Raw genomic sequence first — 16,141 nt, 5'->3', positions numbered from 1 at the left:
CATAACCGGTTATGGCTATGAATGTAACTGTTCCGGCATCAGCCGTTTTTTTCCATTATATTATCATAGAAAGTATCAATGTCCTGCTTGTATTGGTCGAATTTATCAAGCTGATTATTTGCCACATCATATTTAATGGAAATAATTTTTTCAAAAATGTTGTTCCCCTCTTTCAGTACGGAAACCGGCATTCCACGGTTGATGAGTGCACGGCATTTTTCATAAAGATAGAGGATCGTTTCCATCATTTTAAACTGTTTTTCCATTGGTACGCAGGTGTCTTCTGCGTGAAAAGCGTTCTGCTGGAGGAAGCCCAGACGGATGACTCTGGCAATTTCCAGCGTCAGTTTCTGGTCATCCGGAAGAACGTCGCTTCCGATCAGCTTGACAATCTCCATCAGGGAGCTCTCCTGATTCAGGATTGCCATGAGCTGATTTCTGTCTGCTACAAATTTCGGGGAAACATGCTCTCTGTACCATGGAGTCAGGTCTTCCAGATATTCACTGTAGCTGGTGAGCCAGTGGATTGCCGGGAAGTGACGGGCATAGGCAAGGGATTTGTCCAGTCCCCAGAAACAGCGGACGAAGCGCTTGGTATTCTGTGTGACAGGCTCTGAGAAATCACCACCTTGTGGAGAAACTGCTCCGATAATGGAGACAGAGCCTTCGGTTCCGTTTAAGTTCTGCATCATTCCTGCACGTTCATAGAATGCGGACAGCTTGGATGCCAGATATGCAGGGAAACCTTCCTCTGCAGGCATTTCCTCCAGACGGCCGGACAGTTCTCGAAGAGCTTCTGCCCAACGGGAAGTGGAGTCTGCCATGATAGCTACGTCGTAACCCATGTCCCGGTAATATTCCGCAAGAGTTACACCTGTATAAATAGAAGCTTCACGCGCCGCAACCGGCATGTTAGAAGTATTGGCAATCAATGTGGTTCTGTCCATCATCAGGTTTCCGGATTTCGGGTCGATCAGTTTACTGAAATCTTCCAGAACCTGAGTCATCTCGTTTCCACGTTCTCCGCATCCAATGTAGATGATAATGTCTGCGTCAGACCATTTTGCAATCTGATGCTGAGTCATGGTCTTACCTGTACCGAAACCTCCCGGAACAGCGGCTGTACCGCCCTTTGCGATAGGGAAAAGAGTGTCCAGGATACGCTGGCCTGTGACAAGCGGGACGCTTGCAGGGAAACGTTTGTGGGTTGGTCTCGGGATACGGATCGGCCATTTCTGTGCAAGTGCCAAATCTTTGGTGGTTCCGTCTGCGAACTGAATGGTTACGATCGGTTCCAGAATGGTGTATGCTCCGTCAGATGCCGCGTGAATAACTGTGGCTTCTGTAAGATTCGGAGGAACCATGGATTTATGGAGAATGGAGTCTGTTTCCTGAGTTTCTGCGATAACAGAGCCGGGACCTACAACATCTCCTTCTTTTACTGTGATGTGAGTGTTCCATCTCTTTTCTGTGTCAAGGGAATCAACGCTGACACCTCGTGAAATATATTTGCCTGAGGCTTTGGCAATCTCTTCCAGAGGACGCTGGATACCATCAAAAATATTGTGGATGATTCCAGGTCCCAAAAGTACAGAAATGGCATCTCCGGTTCCTGTAACTGTATCGCCTGGTTTCAGTCCTGTAGTCTCCTCGAAAACCTGTACGGTGGTCATGCCTTTCTTCAGGCCGATGATCTCACCTACCAGATGTTCCGGACCTACATAAACCATCTCGGAAATCTTAAATCCGCTGTCGCCCTTCAGATAAATGACGGGGCCGTTGACACCGTAGATAATACCTGTATTACTCATGTTCTGGTCCTCCGTCAAACTTGAATTCTTTGTATGCTGCCTCAAAATTTCCTGCAAAAGAGTGATCGATCAGGATGTTTTTCTGAGGAATCGTAGCGCGGATACCGCCAAGAAAAGAGTCCTTTGCAAGCTGGATAGCAGTACCTGTTGTATGCTGAAGTTTCTCTGCAAGAGATCTGTCCTCCGGAGAGAGATAGATGGTAATCTCATCATTTCCCGCGAAATCCAGAGCTTCTTTGATCTTAGCAGTTAAATAGTTCTCATACTCCGGAGTTTTGGTAAAGGATTCCAGAAGTCCTTTTACTTCGGAGAAAATTTTCTCTTTTAATTCGTTTTGTTTTCTGGTCCAGTCACGCTTGATCGTGAGCTGTTCTGCGGAGAGAGCCTTGTTTATTTCACGTCGGGCGCTGGCAGTTTCCGCTTTGATCTGTGTCTGGGCGTTTTCTTCACTGAGAGTTTTGTGTTCTTCTGCCATTTTCTCCAGAGCCGCTTTATGCTCATCGAGAATGGCGGCAGCTTTTTCGTGGGCTTCCTCTACAGTGATATCATAAAAATGGCTGAGTTTTTCATCAATTGTCATGTTAACACCTGCCTGTAATATTTAGATTGTAACTGTTCACTCCGTTCACAGTAACATTAGATTTACTATTGGTAACTGTTTTACAGTTTTAAACCAATAGCTTCATTCACATATGAAGTGATAAAATCCGGTTTGCGGCCAGTACCGTGCCTGTCGGGAATTTCAATGATCAGAGGGGTCTTGTGATGAAGCTTTACATCATCTATAATTTCGGGAAACTCCCGGCCGAATTTCTCGGTCAGGAGTATGATTCCGATTTCTTTATTGGAGATAGCTTTCTGCAAAGCATCTTTTAATTCATCATGTGTGTGTACGACCACGCCCTCCACACCTGCCAGTCTCATCCCTGTGTAGGTATCGATATTGTCGCTGATCAAAAACATCTGCATCTTATAACTGTCCCAGGATCATGAAGGAGATGATCAGTCCATAAAGGGCAACACCTTCTGCAAGACCTACGAAAATAAGGGATTTACCAAGGATACTCTGATCCTCGCTGATAGCACCTAATGCTGCGCTTGCCGCACTGGCAACGGCAATACCACCACCGATACAGGAAAGTCCGGTTACAAGAGCTGCTGCGATATAACCCATACCTGTTGCAAGTGTGCCTTCAGAGCCTGCAGCGGCCTGTACGGAAGAAGCACCTGTGAACATAACTGCAATGGCGATAAGCATGGTTCCAAAGAAGAAGAATGCGTTTACACCGAGAGCTGTTTTGTAACGTCCGCGGTTTTTTTCACCGATGAGATAGTAGCCAAATGGAAGAATGATGCTGAGTACCAGTGCGATTGCTAAAATGATCTGTGCGATTGTTGTCATAATTAAATCTCCTCTTAGTTCTTGATTTTGCTGTTCATATATATCATATTTATTCGGCTTCGAATATCTGGCTGACCGACAGATATGGGTTTCCCGAGGATGATATATAAATGAAAATAGTATAATTTCTGATGATCTTTCTGTCTATTTTACAGAGCGGAACGGCTCAAATTTACGTCCTGTACCTTTGTAGAAGCGGCTGAACATTTCATAATATTCCAGACGAAGCACCTGGATACCGACGATCAGGCCCTCCATACCACATACAAAAAGGTTTCCCAGAACTACTACTATCCAGTTCAGGTTTCCGCTTTCTGCGCCTGCAAGCATGAGAACGACTTCCATCATCGCTGCATGGCTGACTGCGAAAGCTCCGATACGGACGAAAGAAAGGGTATTGGAGAAGTAGCTTAACAGGACTTCAAACATTTCAAAAAGTCCCTGTACAACGAACATTCCCTTCTCTTTTGGCATAACTTCTGATTTCTTCTCAATGAGGGCTGTAAGTGGCTCTTTCAGGAAGATTAGGATCAATGGTACGCCGAACATGATAAACAGTACGATTCCGCCGGGAAGTGTTTTGCCATTCAGTATAAGTGCAATGGAGACAACTGCAGAGCCGTAGAATACCAGACCAGCCACTGAGTTTGTATCAAACCAGATGTGTTCTACATCTCCGGCTTTCCAGGCATTCAGGATGTTAAATACCATACATAAAAGGATCAGGCACATACCAAAACCAATGGCAACAATAAATACTGTATTCAGCTTTCCGATAAACGGAACTGACATCATATTGTTCATCGGGCGAAGCCACAGGGCAGGTATCACATCTTCGAATCCGAAGATACTTCCGAACATAAATCCGAAGATTGTGGAGAACACACCTGCACAACTGATAATGCCTGCCAGTGTGATATGTTTGAATTTATAAAGCAGGAAACCACCGATAAAGAGCAGCAATCCCTGCCCCACATCACCGAACATTGCACCGAAAATAAAGGAATAAGTCAGTGCCACAAACCATGTTGGATCCATCTCGTTATAGGCCGGAAGACCATACATTTTGATGTACATTTCAAATGGTTTAAACAGTTTCGGGTTCTTCAGTTTGGTAGGTGGCTGCTGGTGGATGCCTGGCTTCAGATGTTCGTCCTCTTCACCGTCAATAATGCAGAAAATGCGGCTGTCGTCTTTGATATCATTCTGGAAAGAATGGGCATCTTTCTCTGTCATCCATCCACATAAGATATAGAAAACGTCCTTATCCCCATGTGTACATGCTGCAAGTCTGCGCACATCAAAGTTACCGGAAAGCTGTGCGATAGCATTGCGTGATGCAACGATATCTTTCTGATTTCTAAGAAGAAAATCTGCTTTTTTCTGATCGGCAGATGCCAGATCAGCAGCAGCTCTGTTGCGTGTTTCAGTCAGTTGTTCGAAAGCTTCTTTTGCTGTTCCCTCATACGTATCTGGCATATAAATACGCTCGAAGTGCATGGAAGAATAGACGGCTTTTACTTTCTGGGCTTCGTGCTCCGGGACAAAATACAGACCCCAGACATACTGGTCATCTTCATCACATTTAATGAAAATTGTGTCCAGATTTTCGTAAATATACTTTTCAAATTTCTGGTAATATTCCTTCTCAATCCTTCCGAAACGGAAGTGGATGAACTGGAATTTCAGGATTGAGGAAATATTGTAATTAATATTTCTGAACGGGCGGATCACTCGCAGAGATTCATCCAGAGCTGCAAGCTGACTCTCCAGATCAGCACGTTTATTGCTTAGTTCCTGATAATCAGACTGAATCCGGCGGATTGTATTTAAAGCCTGTTCAGTATCCATGGGTTTGGCAGAAATCTTCTCCGGATCTGCCAGTTCATCATAGAAACTGTTGGCAGTAGAGAGTGCTTCCTTATATGGATTGATTTCCATAAACGGAGAAAGACTCTCTACTGCGGTCAGCTCGGAAAGGGCATTTTCCAGATGAATTTCGTACTTGGAAAGATAGGTGTTTACCACTCTGTCAATATCGGCCTTAGGACCAGTAATGCTCAGGAACTTCATTTTCTCAATCATAAATTCACCTCCTGGTTAATGTTCTTTAAACTGCGAAGCAGTTATTCAGTTATGCGCCATATAGAAATCAACTGTTGCAAATATAACGCATGGCTTCATCTTGCTGCACACCGTAACGTACGCATTCAATGGCGATAGTCAGGCGGTTTACTTCGTGTTCCTTGTTATACAGATAAGAATAGATCACTGCTACAGAATATGGATTTCTGTGGGATTCCTTCTCAAGGATCGAGCGGTGGATGTGGTTGTAGAATTCTTCCAGATTGGCTACGGTAAGCTGTTCATATTTGTTGCCGTACCATGTTTTCTGGAAAATTCTTCGACCTTCTTCGTATGAAGGTGCTTCCACCAAAGCTGTGATCTCTTCTTTCTTTAACTTATAATTTACAGGGATCAGCAGGGCATAAATACTTGCCGGATCCATGTTGTAATACCTTTTGGAACGCTGGATAAACTGCAGGTTCAGCATATCAAATTTCTCGCCGTAAGTGCAGGTAATCTCTTCCAGATCTTTACCTTTAAACAGCTTCTTACGGATGTTCCAGATCTGGGTAAAATAGTACAGATCCAGTGCCATACCATAGTCGAAGAGAAGTGCTGTTTCATGCTCCTGGATCTTCGAAAGCGGGATATAAAATTCGTTTCCTTTGAGACAGGAGATCAGTTCCTCCATGGTGGAACAGGTAGTGATCCGGTCTACATCAATATTGGAATGCAGACGGAAAAATTCACGGTACGGAGAAACATCTACAGGATCCGTGTCGCGGTGATCGAAAATATTTGTCATGACTTCCTTCAGTACACGGATTTCATATCGCTTGGAATACAGATCCAGAAATTTACGCTGCTCCGGGTTGGCAAAGTGATAAATTCTGGAGAAATTCTGGAATATGGATTTCTTCAGAAGCTTCTCAATCTGGCCACGGTGCAGGGTATTTTCATCCAGTGCATCCCACCTGGAAGAGTATTCCGGCATTCGCTTCAGATAGGCGGCTACCTGCGTGACATCGGAGAGTTGGAGGATTTCCTCGAACTGATCCATGGTAGTAAGCCTGCTCTGCATTGCGCGGATTTTCGTGGAAAGTCCGCTGTAGGAGAGTACGCCTCCCATTGTTTTTCACTTCCTTTCCTGATGTCATCTAGTACATCGTTTTCGAAATAACTATACCACTCACTTGTCTGCAAATCCGAGTGCACAGGTCTAAAAGCCTCAGCGTAGCCCGCTACGCCTGCGTTTTTAGACCTGCACACTCGAATCCGCATCCTACGCGATTGGTATAGTTATTTACGAAACGATGTACTAGAGTGTGTCTGAAAAATCATTCCCACAAATTGTGACGCACATCTTGCAGAAAGCCTTTTTCAGACACGCTCTAGCATTTGAGACAGATCTTTACATAGCCAGTATTTTCTCAAACAATTCTCTGGAAAGTTGTGAGTGCTGCTGTTCGTAATGAGCATCCAGTGAAGAAAAGGTAGCGTTTGTATCTGCACGTAACTGTGCCAGGCGGGAATCTTTTTCTTCTTCCAGTTGCTGACGGATCCGTTGAATCTGTTCTGTTGTCCGGGATTCCAGCTGTCTGTCATAATTTTTACATTTCTGTTCTGCCTCTTCAGAAAGCTGTTGCTTTTGCCGGTCGCAGTCTTCCATGATGCGTTGGGCTGTAAGTTCGATTTCAGATAATTTGTTAAGTATCTGCTCCATCTTCAACCTCCTTGATTGTCGAAATTTTACAAAAAATTCAGATTTACTATGCGAAAAATAGTAATATCTGTTAGATATCATACACCCTTTTATTAAAAAAAACCATCTAAATTTTTTTCTGAAAGGAAAAAATTGTTATTTTTTAGACAAGTTAAAGAAATCTCCTGCGAATATCTGTCCGGGATGTAATTGACGTTAGGAGTATGGTATGGTAGTTTATTGGTGGCAGGAAATTGCACGCACATCTTGCGTAAAGCATTTTTCAAACACGCTCTGGAGATATAAGAAAAGGAACAGGAGATTTTTATGAGATTAAGAAATATTCCGGGAGCTCAGGATGCAATTCTGGAGAGCCCTTATGTGGTGCAGGAACCACAGACAAAGAAAGGACACTGGGGGGAGGTTTTTGTGAAAAAGCAGCCTCTTCATATTGAAGTAGGGATGGGAAAAGGAAGATTTCTTATGGATCTGGCCCGGCTGCATCCGGATATCAATTATATAGGAATCGAGATGTATGACAGCGTTCTTCTTCGCGCATTGCAGAAGAGAGAAGAACTGGAGGAGAATGGAGAGGTTTATTCTAATTTATTTTTTATGAGAGTGGATGCCAGACTTCTGCCGGAAATCTTTGAGAAAGGTGAAGTAGATAAGATTTACTTGAATTTTTCTGATCCATGGCCAAAAGCCCGCCATGCAAAACGTCGCCTGACATCCAGAGAATTTCTGGCACGTTACGACCAGATTCTGGTTCAGGATGGAAAAGTGGAATTCAAGACAGATAATAAGAAACTGTTTGAATTTTCCCTGGAAGAAGTGGAGGAAGCCGGATGGAATCTGGAAGCTTCTACCTTTGATCTGCATCATAATGAAGAGATGGTACAGGGAAATGTTATGACAGAATATGAAGAGAAATTTTCTTCTATGGGAAATCCAATCTGTAAGATGGTGATTTCCAGAGAGTGTCACAGATAAAAAAGCAGAGCAATCATCTGGTTTATGGCAATTCCGTAGTGAAGAGGATTGCGATTATTCATTTGATTATCTATTGTAGCTGGCAGTGCATATTATAGTATAAGAAAATTTCGGGGCGCTTCGCGCCCCGAAGGAGTCAGCCAGTGAAACGAAAAAGTTCTTTCCATAATAAGATGCTACAATTCCGCTATGAACACAAAAACTTTGATAATACCTTCAGCCGCCTGCGGAAATCCGCAGAAGAGGTCAATAAAACACTTAACAAAATGTCCCAAAACGACGAAAAAAAGGAAAAATAAATGAAATAGAAAAAAAATCTGATTTTTTTTGAAAAAACCTATTGACATTTAAACGACTATTATATATAATATCACTTGCGTTGAGGGTGATGCAAAACTTCAACACAAAGAAAAACAAAAGAATATGCGCTTTTAGCTCAGTTGGTAGAGCACCTGACTCTTAATCAGGGTGTCCAGGGTTCGAACCCCTGAAGGCGCACTAAGAACACTGTTTTTGCGGACAATGCGATTGCCGCGGGGACGGTGTTTTTTATGTTTTACGGGAAAGTGAAAAATAAAGGTGTCTGGGAAATAGAGAGAAATGAAGTATTTACGCCCCTGCGGAGAAAGTTCCACAAGGGCGTAAAAGTATTTTATGCTGCTGATAGCACTTGAAGAACACAGGGTCAAGCTGGTAAATATCTTCATGCAGAAGGGAAGACTGCTGCGCAAGATGCAGATAAACTCTCTTTATAATCAGTCATCACACTTTATACAAACCATCCTGATAACATTGAAATCCCTTCCTGTTGGAAAGAGTTGATGATATTGAATTTTTATAAGTCGGAAACATATAAGACATTGCAAAAAAAAGAAAAGGGTTTGTGAAAAGATTTTAACGCTTTTCGTATCAAAAGATGCACTATAGCTTCTGATTATGTTATACTCTATACTCAGTGTATTGTCGAAAGAAGAGGAATAAGTCAAATATCTGGGTTCCGGTCTGGTTAAAGGAGGTTGTGGTATCGAATGAAAAAAATACTAAAAAGAACAGGCAAAGTATTTTGCCTTTTCCTGCTGATCGTGGTGCTGGTAAATATACTTTCACCTCTTTTTTGCAGGAAACCGGACGAAACATATGTGGAAAGTCTGAGAAAGACAGAATTTACATCAGAGACAGCAGGCGTAGAAAGGATTTGCTGCATTGACGATAATGAAGAGGCACTTTTGTGGAGGCTTCGTATGATTGGCACTGCGAAGGAGAGCATTGTACTGTCTACCTTTGACTTACGCGCGGATGATAATGGCACTAAAATTCTTGCCGCATTGAATTGCGCTGCGGCAAGAGGTGTGAAGATTCAGTTATTGATCGATGGAATTTATCAGCAACTGTTTCTGGCTGGAAGCAGCGATTTCCAGGCTCTGGCATCATATGAGAATGTGGAAGTGGGAGTTTACAATCCGGTGACACCGGTCAATCTGTTTAAGGTGAATTATCGCATGCATGATAAATATCTGATCGTGGATGAGAAAATGTATCTGCTGGGCGGACGCAACAGCAATGATATCTTTCTGGGGAATCAGACAAAAGGCATTAATGAAGACAGAGATATCCTGGTGTATGATACATCAGAAGGACAGGGAGAGTCTCTGAACCAGCTTGAGGATTATTTCCATAAAATATGGAAGGAAAGCTGTGTGAGCATTAAAAAAGGCAAACAATCTTCCAGATATACGGATGCATACCGGCACATGGAAGAAATTTACATATCTCTGCTGAAAAGGTACAATGATATAGAAACCTACAGTGCATGGGAAAAGGATACGATAGAAGCAAACAAGATCACTCTGATCAATAATGGAATTGAGGCGGGACGAAAAACACCGCAGGTTCTCCAGACAATTCAGTATCTTACTGAAAATGCAGATCATGTAATAATACAGACTCCTTATGTGATCTGTAATGGTTACATGTATGATGTATTGCAGGGGATTTCAGATCATGCAAAGCTTCAGATCGTGCTGAATGCAGTGGAAAAAGGCTCTAATCCATGGGGCTGTACAGATTATCTTAATCAGAAAAAGAAAATTCTGGAAACAGGGGCAGATGTGTATGAACTGATGAATGATTATCCGGTTCATACAAAAGCTGTGCTGATAAATGACCGTCTGTCAGTAGTAGGTTCCTATAATCTGGATATGCGAAGTACTTATCTGGATACGGAACTGATGCTGGTAATTGACAGCGAAAAACTGAGTCAGCAGATTCACGAAACAGAATCAGATTATATGGAAAAAAGCAAAGAGGTACTTGCAAACGGTCAGGAAACCGAAGGCGCAAAGTACCAGGGGAAAGTGTTGAATCGGAAAAAGAAGTTATACTACGGTGTGCTCAGGATTATCATTCGTCCTCTTCGGCAGCTGCTTTAGAGTGTGTTTGGAAAATCATTCCCAAAATCTCCTGCAAATTGTGACGCACATCTTGCGTAAAGCATTTTTCAGACACGTTCTAGAAAATAATATCACAAGTATATGTCATATAAATGTTCAGTAGCTGAAAAAAAGCGTTGTCAATCAGACTACAGAAGATTAAAATAGACATAAAAGCAGCTGTTACAACTGTTGTTGATGTAAAGGAGGAAAAACTTTTATGGACTTAAAGAAATTTGTGCTGGAAGGTAATCCTGTATGCAGAAAGGAAGCTGTGATCGTGGGCGATCATTTCAGGATTACAATGTTGACAACTGCCTTGATTCGTTTTGAGTACAGCGAAGACGGAGGATTTGAGGACAGAGCAACACAGATGGTATGCAATCGTGATTTCCCGGTGCCGGAATTCAGGGTGAGCGATGGCGGTGAGGAATTACATATTTACACCAAAGACCTGGAAATCCACTATGACAGACAGAAATTTTCTCCAAGCGGTCTGATGATACGTGTAGCGGGTGGAAAAGCCAGCGAGCGCGTGTGGCATTATGGTGATGAACCAAAAGATCTGCTGGGAACAGCCAGAACCCTGGATGAAGCAGACGGTGAGATTCCGCTGAGTCATGGAATTATGTCCAGAAACGGTTTTTCAGTGCTGGATGATTCCCATACAATGGCTATGGGCGAAGATGGAATGGTAGAGCCACGTCAGGGAAACAGAGCAGACTTTTATTTCTTTGGATATGGTCACAGATATGTGGAATGTCTGCAGGATTTTTACAGATTATGTGGAAAAACACCTCTGCTTCCAAGATATACGTTCGGAAACTGGTGGAGCAGATATCACAAATACACAGAGACAGAGTACAAAGAACTGGTAGAGCGTTTTGAGAAAGAAGAAGTGCCGTTTTCTGTTGCAGTTGTAGATATGGACTGGCATCTGGTAGAGGATGTACCTCCTGTATATGGAAGCGGATGGACAGGATATACCTGGAATAAGAAGTTTTTCCCCAATCCGCCTGAATTTATGGACTGGCTGCACAAACATGGATATAAGATCACACTGAACGTACATCCGGCAGATGGAGTGCGTGCTTATGAAGAAGCCTATCCGAGAGTTGCAGAGAAGATGGGAATTGATCCTGCAAGTAAGGAACCGGTACTTTTTGATATGACAGATCCGAAATTCATTGAGACATATTTTGAGGAACTGCATCATCCGATGGAAGAAGAGGGAGTAGACTTCTGGTGGCTTGACTGGCAGCAGGGAACTGTAACCAAGGTTCCGGGACTGGATCCGCTCTGGATGCTGAACCACTATCACTATCTGGACAGCAAGTGGAAAGGAAAACGTGCGCTGACTTTCTCAAGATATGCAGGTCCAGGAAGCCACAGATACCCGGTTGGTTTTTCCGGTGATACGTTCATTACCTGGGAGAGTCTGAAATTCCAGCCATATTTCACAGCAAATGCCAGCAACATCGGTTTTGGATGGTGGAGTCATGATATCGGTGGACATATGTTTGGATACAGAGACGACGAGCTCACTGCAAGGTGGGTACAGCTTGGAGTCTTTTCACCAATGAATCGTCTGCACAGCACAGATAACCCGTTTAATGGAAAAGAACCGTGGAAATACAACCAGATTGTAGAAACAGTAATGAAGAATTTCCTGAAACTGCGTCATAAGCTAGTTCCGTATCTTTACACCATGAACCGTCGTGCAAGCAGAGCGGGACTGCCGCTGGTACAGCCGATGTATTATCTGGAGCCGGAGCGTGAGGAAACCTATGAAGTACCGAACAACTATTATTTCGGCACAGAGATGATGGTATCTCCAATCACAGATAAGCTGGATCCGGTAACAGGACTTGCAGGCGCAAAGACATGGATTCCGCAGGGAATCTGGTATGATTTCTTTAACGGAAGAGCATATAAGGGCGGCAGAAAAGTGGATCTCTGGAGAGATATTTATGAGATGCCGGTACTTGTGCGTGAAGGCAGCATCATTCCACTGAAGGACATGGAAGGATATGATAATTCCATTGAGAATCCTGAGAAACTGGAAGTACTTGTATATCCTGGAGAATCAGGAGAATTTGTACTCTGGGAAGACGGTGGGGACACACCGGAAGACCTGGATGAGAATTGGGTATCCACCAGAATGACGAAGACTGCAGATGAGAATGGAACAGTATTTATTGTAGAAGCTGCACAGGGAAATACAGCAGTGATCCCGCAGAAACGTTCCTGGAAGATCCGCTTCTGCAACATTCAGGACAAACCGCAGGAGGTTACTGTAAACGGACAGGTATATAAGGATGCAGAGTTCGCAGAGGATAAGAAGCTTCATGGAACAATAGTGATCCTCAAGGATGTGCCGGCAGATGCACAGGTGAAGGTTACTTTTGCGGCAGATGCAGCTGTTTATCAGAGAGACTATGCAGAAGAGGTCTATGAGATTCTGGAAAAAGCACAGATTACCTATGCACAGAAGACAGACGTTTATAAAGTAGTGAAAGAGCTGGGTACAGAGGCAGTGCCAGTTCTGGTATCCATGAATTTGAATCCGTCATTGCTTGGGGTACTGATGGAAATTCTTACAATGGGAATTTAACCGAATCAAGCTAGTGTGCCAACAAGTTGATCTCTCGAACAATCTTGTGTCTAAATTTCTTATTTCCGCGTTGTCGTCGGTCGCCGTAGCCACCGCTACGCCTCCTTCCTCCGCCTTGAAATAAGAAAATTTATCCTGCAAGATTGTTTCAAGAATCAACTTGTCGGCACACTAGTTCTCTGCGGTAACACAAAAATCCCGCTCACAGTTGTGTCTTACTGTGAGCGGGATTTCACATTTTAAAAGAAGGAGTGCCGGATCTTGCGATCCGGCAAGTATGAAAAAGAAAAAGTTTTATTATAAATAAAGCGTTTGCTTTATTTGCTTATTAATATACAGGGAAAATGTGTGCAAAATGTGATGGACTGTTGAAGAAATTGTGATTAAATTCTAAAAAACTTATAAAAAAAGAAAAAGACCTGAAAAGGTCTGTAAAAAGAAGGAGGGCCGGACCTTACGGCCCGGCATAAGTATGAAAAAGAAAAAAGTTAAAAATCTATGTGAAAAAGCATTTGCAACCTGTTTGTAAAGCATTTGCTTTATTTGCTTATTAATATACAGGGAATTTGTGAGCAAAATGTGATGGACTGTTGAAAAAAACGTGATTAAATTCTAAAAAACTTATAAACTGGCAGGAAGAAAACACAAGGTGGAAAACTGAAAATAAGCATTGTAAAAATCCGAACTGTAATTTATAATAAAATTCAATGGTAACGGTTCAATATCTTTACAGTTACAAATAATGAGAAACAAGGAGGAAAACATGAAAAGAGAAACAGTCGTCGTACTGGATTTCGGTGGTCAGTACAATCAGCTGGTTGCCAGACGTGTAAGAGAATGTAACGTATACTGCGAAATCTATTCATACAAGACCGATCTTGAGAAAATCAAGGCAATGAATCCTAAGGGAATCATCCTTACCGGTGGTCCGAACAGCTGCTATGAGGCAGATTCACCTACATGCAATAAAGAATTATTTGAGCTTGGTATTCCTGTTCTGGGACTTTGCTATGGCGCACAGCTTATGATGCATGTTCTGGGCGGAAAAGTTGAGAAAGCAGATGTGAGCGAATATGGAAAGACAGAGGTTCTGGTAGATAAGACAGATTCCAAAATCTTCAAAGACGTATCTGATAAAACAATCTGCTGGATGAGCCACACAGATTACATTTCCCAGGTTGCACCAGGATTTGAGATTTCTGCTCATACAGCAGACTGTCCGGTAGCAACTGCACAGAATGAGGAGAAGAAGCTGTATGCGATCCAGTTCCATCCGGAAGTGCTTCATACAGTAGAAGGAAAGAAGATGCTTTCCAACTTCGTACTTGGTGTATGCGGATGTGCCGGAGACTGGAAAATGGATGCCTTTGTTGAGCACACTATCAGAGAAATCCGCGAGAAGGTCGGAGATGGAAAAGTTCTCCTTGCCCTGTCAGGTGGTGTTGACTCTTCCGTTGCAGCAGGACTTCTTTCCAGAGCAATCGGAAAGCAGCTTACCTGTGTATTTGTAGACCATGGTCTTCTTCGTAAAGATGAGGGAGATGAGGTTGAGGGTGTATTCGGACCAAACGGTCAGTTTGACCTGAACTTTATCCGCGTTAATGCACAGCAGAGATACTATGACAAGCTGGCAGGTGTTACAGAGCCTGAAGCAAAACGTAAGATCATCGGTGAAGAATTTATTCGTATTTTTGAAGAAGAGGCCAAGAAGATTGGTGCGGTAGATTTCCTGGCACAGGGAACTATTTATCCGGACGTTGTAGAGAGTGGTCTGGGCGGAGAGTCCGCAGTGATCAAATCTCACCACAATGTAGGCGGACTTCCGGATTTCGTTGATTTCAAGGAAATCATTGAACCGCTCCGCGACCTTTTCAAGGATGAGGTTCGTAAAGCAGGTCTGGAGCTTGGAATTCCGGAGAGACTGGTATTCCGTCAGCCATTCCCGGGACCTGGACTTGGAATCCGTATTATCGGTGAAGTTACAGCAGAGAAGGTTCGTATTGTACAGGATGCAGATTTCATTTATCGTGAAGAGGTAGACAATGCTGCAGCTGAGTATAAGAAAGAACATGGTGAAGATCCTTCATGGATGCCGAACCAGTACTTTGCAGCACTGACTAATATGCGAAGTGTAGGCGTTATGGGTGACTTCAGAACTTATGATTACGCTGTAGCGCTCCGCGCAGTGAAGACCATCGACTTCATGACAGCCGAATCTGCTGAGATTCCGTATGCAGTACTGAATAAGGTTATGAACCGCATTATTAACGAAGTTAAGGGCGTTAACCGCGTATTCTATGACCTGACCAGCAAGCCACCGGGTACGATTGAGTTTGAATAAGTTGGAGTATCGTAAAAAGCCAGTGTTTATGCGGGTTTGCGGCACTTTCAAAAGTCTTTTGATAACAAATTGATAACAGTTGCATAAGAGCCATTATTCTTGTAATCTAGTGGTTTTAGGGTTAGAGAATGATTAACAGGCGGTTGTGCAACAAATAAATCCATATTATAAACTAAGCCCTTAGCTGTGGGTATGAAACTCATGGCTAAGGGCTTTTTGTCGTCTTTATTTATCTGGTTTGAGTTGCTCTTGGAACATTTCAACTAAAGCGTCACTAAGTTCCTGTGATGGCACTTTCGCCCATCTCTGTGTGGTATCGAACTTTGGATAGTGGTAACGCCAGTTATCGTATTCTTCCTTACTGATTTCTTCGGAAGATAACTTGTCCGCCTGTTCTTTCCAAGCATAGAGCATTTTCAGTAGTTCGTGGGCGTCTTTCCCTTTGTCCTTGTTGACTTTCAGACAGACCTCTCCGTCTGCTCCGCTGACAGTCAGCCCATATAAATCTTCAAGGGTAAACAAAGTGTGCATTAGTCCGATATAGCTGTCAATGTCGGGTACATCGAGGGCATGAGGGGAAACATCAAGTGCCTGTGCCAATGCAGCAGTAAGTTCCGCTTTCGGTTTTCTTGTTCCCGTTTCATATTGTGCTAAACGCACATCGGCACTTCGTTCAGGAAAGCCGACAATCGTACCAAGATATTTTTGTGTCATTCCACGCAGAATGCGGAAAAAATGTATTCTCTCTCCAATCGCCATAATCATCGCTCCTTGTATATGTA

General features: G+C 43.1%; 13 protein-coding genes and 1 tRNA gene. 6 read left to right on the top strand and 8 right to left on the bottom strand.

The features are described from left to right. Window positions 1-38 precede the first annotated feature (38 nt). The 6 genes from NQ550_RS20905 to NQ550_RS20880 all read right to left on the bottom strand — a co-directional run bounded on the left by NQ550_RS20905 (window position 39) and on the right by NQ550_RS20880 (window position 6,409). Window positions 39-1,811, bottom strand: a complete 1,773-nt coding sequence (locus tag NQ550_RS20905; protein ID WP_025578302.1) for a V-type ATP synthase subunit A — start codon at window positions 1,809-1,811, stop codon at window positions 39-41. Beyond that, a complete protein-coding gene (locus tag NQ550_RS20900; protein WP_025578303.1) occupies window positions 1,804-2,391 on the bottom strand; it encodes a V-type ATP synthase subunit E in 588 nt (195 codons plus the stop codon). The genes NQ550_RS20905 and NQ550_RS20900 overlap by 8 nt, the downstream gene beginning before the upstream one ends. A gap of 80 nt (window positions 2,392-2,471) precedes the next feature. Continuing rightward, window positions 2,472-2,780, bottom strand: coding sequence for a V-type ATP synthase subunit F (locus NQ550_RS20895; RefSeq protein ID WP_008705340.1), 309 nt, complete (start codon window positions 2,778-2,780; stop codon window positions 2,472-2,474). A gap of 1 nt (window position 2,781) precedes the next feature. After that, window positions 2,782-3,213 carry an ATP synthase subunit C gene (locus NQ550_RS20890; RefSeq protein WP_008705339.1) on the bottom strand — a complete coding sequence of 144 codons (432 nt, stop codon included), beginning with the start codon at window positions 3,211-3,213 and terminating at the stop codon, window positions 2,782-2,784. A gap of 144 nt (window positions 3,214-3,357) precedes the next feature. Then, the gene (locus NQ550_RS20885; protein ID WP_025578305.1) at window positions 3,358-5,298 is read right to left on the bottom strand and encodes a V-type ATP synthase subunit I; all 1,941 of its coding nucleotides are present in this window, start codon (window positions 5,296-5,298) and stop codon (window positions 3,358-3,360) included. 67 nt (window positions 5,299-5,365) lie between these two features. Continuing rightward, the gene (locus NQ550_RS20880; protein WP_025578306.1) at window positions 5,366-6,409 is read right to left on the bottom strand and encodes a V0D/AC39 family V-type ATPase subunit; all 1,044 of its coding nucleotides are present in this window, start codon (window positions 6,407-6,409) and stop codon (window positions 5,366-5,368) included. Between the two features lie 207 nt (window positions 6,410-6,616). On the opposite strand from NQ550_RS20880, the gene NQ550_RS22990 reads away from it, so the two are divergent. Beyond that, entirely contained in the window at window positions 6,617-6,682 is a 66-nt protein-coding gene (locus NQ550_RS22990; RefSeq protein WP_416386867.1) for a DUF6783 domain-containing protein, read from the top strand. A 9-nt stretch (window positions 6,683-6,691) separates the two neighbouring features. Here NQ550_RS22990 and NQ550_RS20875 read toward each other — a convergent pair whose 3' ends face one another. After that, window positions 6,692-7,003 (bottom strand): hypothetical protein, encoded by a 312-nt coding sequence (locus NQ550_RS20875; RefSeq protein ID WP_025578307.1) that lies wholly within the window; start codon window positions 7,001-7,003, stop codon window positions 6,692-6,694. A gap of 306 nt (window positions 7,004-7,309) precedes the next feature. On the opposite strand from NQ550_RS20875, the gene trmB reads away from it, so the two are divergent. The 5 genes from trmB to guaA all read left to right on the top strand — a co-directional run bounded on the left by trmB (window position 7,310) and on the right by guaA (window position 15,359). After that, window positions 7,310-7,975 (top strand): tRNA (guanosine(46)-N7)-methyltransferase TrmB, encoded by a 666-nt coding sequence (gene trmB / locus NQ550_RS20870; RefSeq protein ID WP_025578309.1) that lies wholly within the window; start codon window positions 7,310-7,312, stop codon window positions 7,973-7,975. Window positions 7,976-8,400: 425 nt separating this feature from the next. After that, a tRNA-Lys gene (locus NQ550_RS20865) sits at window positions 8,401-8,473 on the top strand. Between the two features lie 530 nt (window positions 8,474-9,003). Then, on the top strand, window positions 9,004-10,404 hold the full coding sequence (locus NQ550_RS20860; protein WP_025578311.1) for a phospholipase D-like domain-containing protein: 1,401 nt from the start codon (window positions 9,004-9,006) through the stop codon (window positions 10,402-10,404). Between the two features lie 220 nt (window positions 10,405-10,624). Beyond that, window positions 10,625-13,018: a glycoside hydrolase family 31 protein gene (locus NQ550_RS20855; protein ID WP_025578313.1), complete on the top strand. Its 2,394-nt coding sequence runs from the start codon at window positions 10,625-10,627 to the stop codon at window positions 13,016-13,018. Between the two features lie 763 nt (window positions 13,019-13,781). Then, window positions 13,782-15,359 carry a glutamine-hydrolyzing GMP synthase gene (guaA, locus tag NQ550_RS20850; RefSeq protein WP_025580401.1) on the top strand — a complete coding sequence of 526 codons (1,578 nt, stop codon included), beginning with the start codon at window positions 13,782-13,784 and terminating at the stop codon, window positions 15,357-15,359. Between the two features lie 225 nt (window positions 15,360-15,584). Here guaA and NQ550_RS20845 read toward each other — a convergent pair whose 3' ends face one another. After that, window positions 15,585-16,118 (bottom strand): helix-turn-helix domain-containing protein, encoded by a 534-nt coding sequence (locus NQ550_RS20845; RefSeq protein ID WP_025580399.1) that lies wholly within the window; start codon window positions 16,116-16,118, stop codon window positions 15,585-15,587. Window positions 16,119-16,141: the final 23 nt, after the last annotated feature.

The sequence above is a fragment of the Blautia wexlerae DSM 19850 genome, assembly GCF_025148125.1.
Taxonomy (GTDB): domain Bacteria; phylum Bacillota; class Clostridia; order Lachnospirales; family Lachnospiraceae; genus Blautia_A; species Blautia_A wexlerae.
This window is presented reverse-complemented; position numbering and strand designations above follow the sequence as displayed.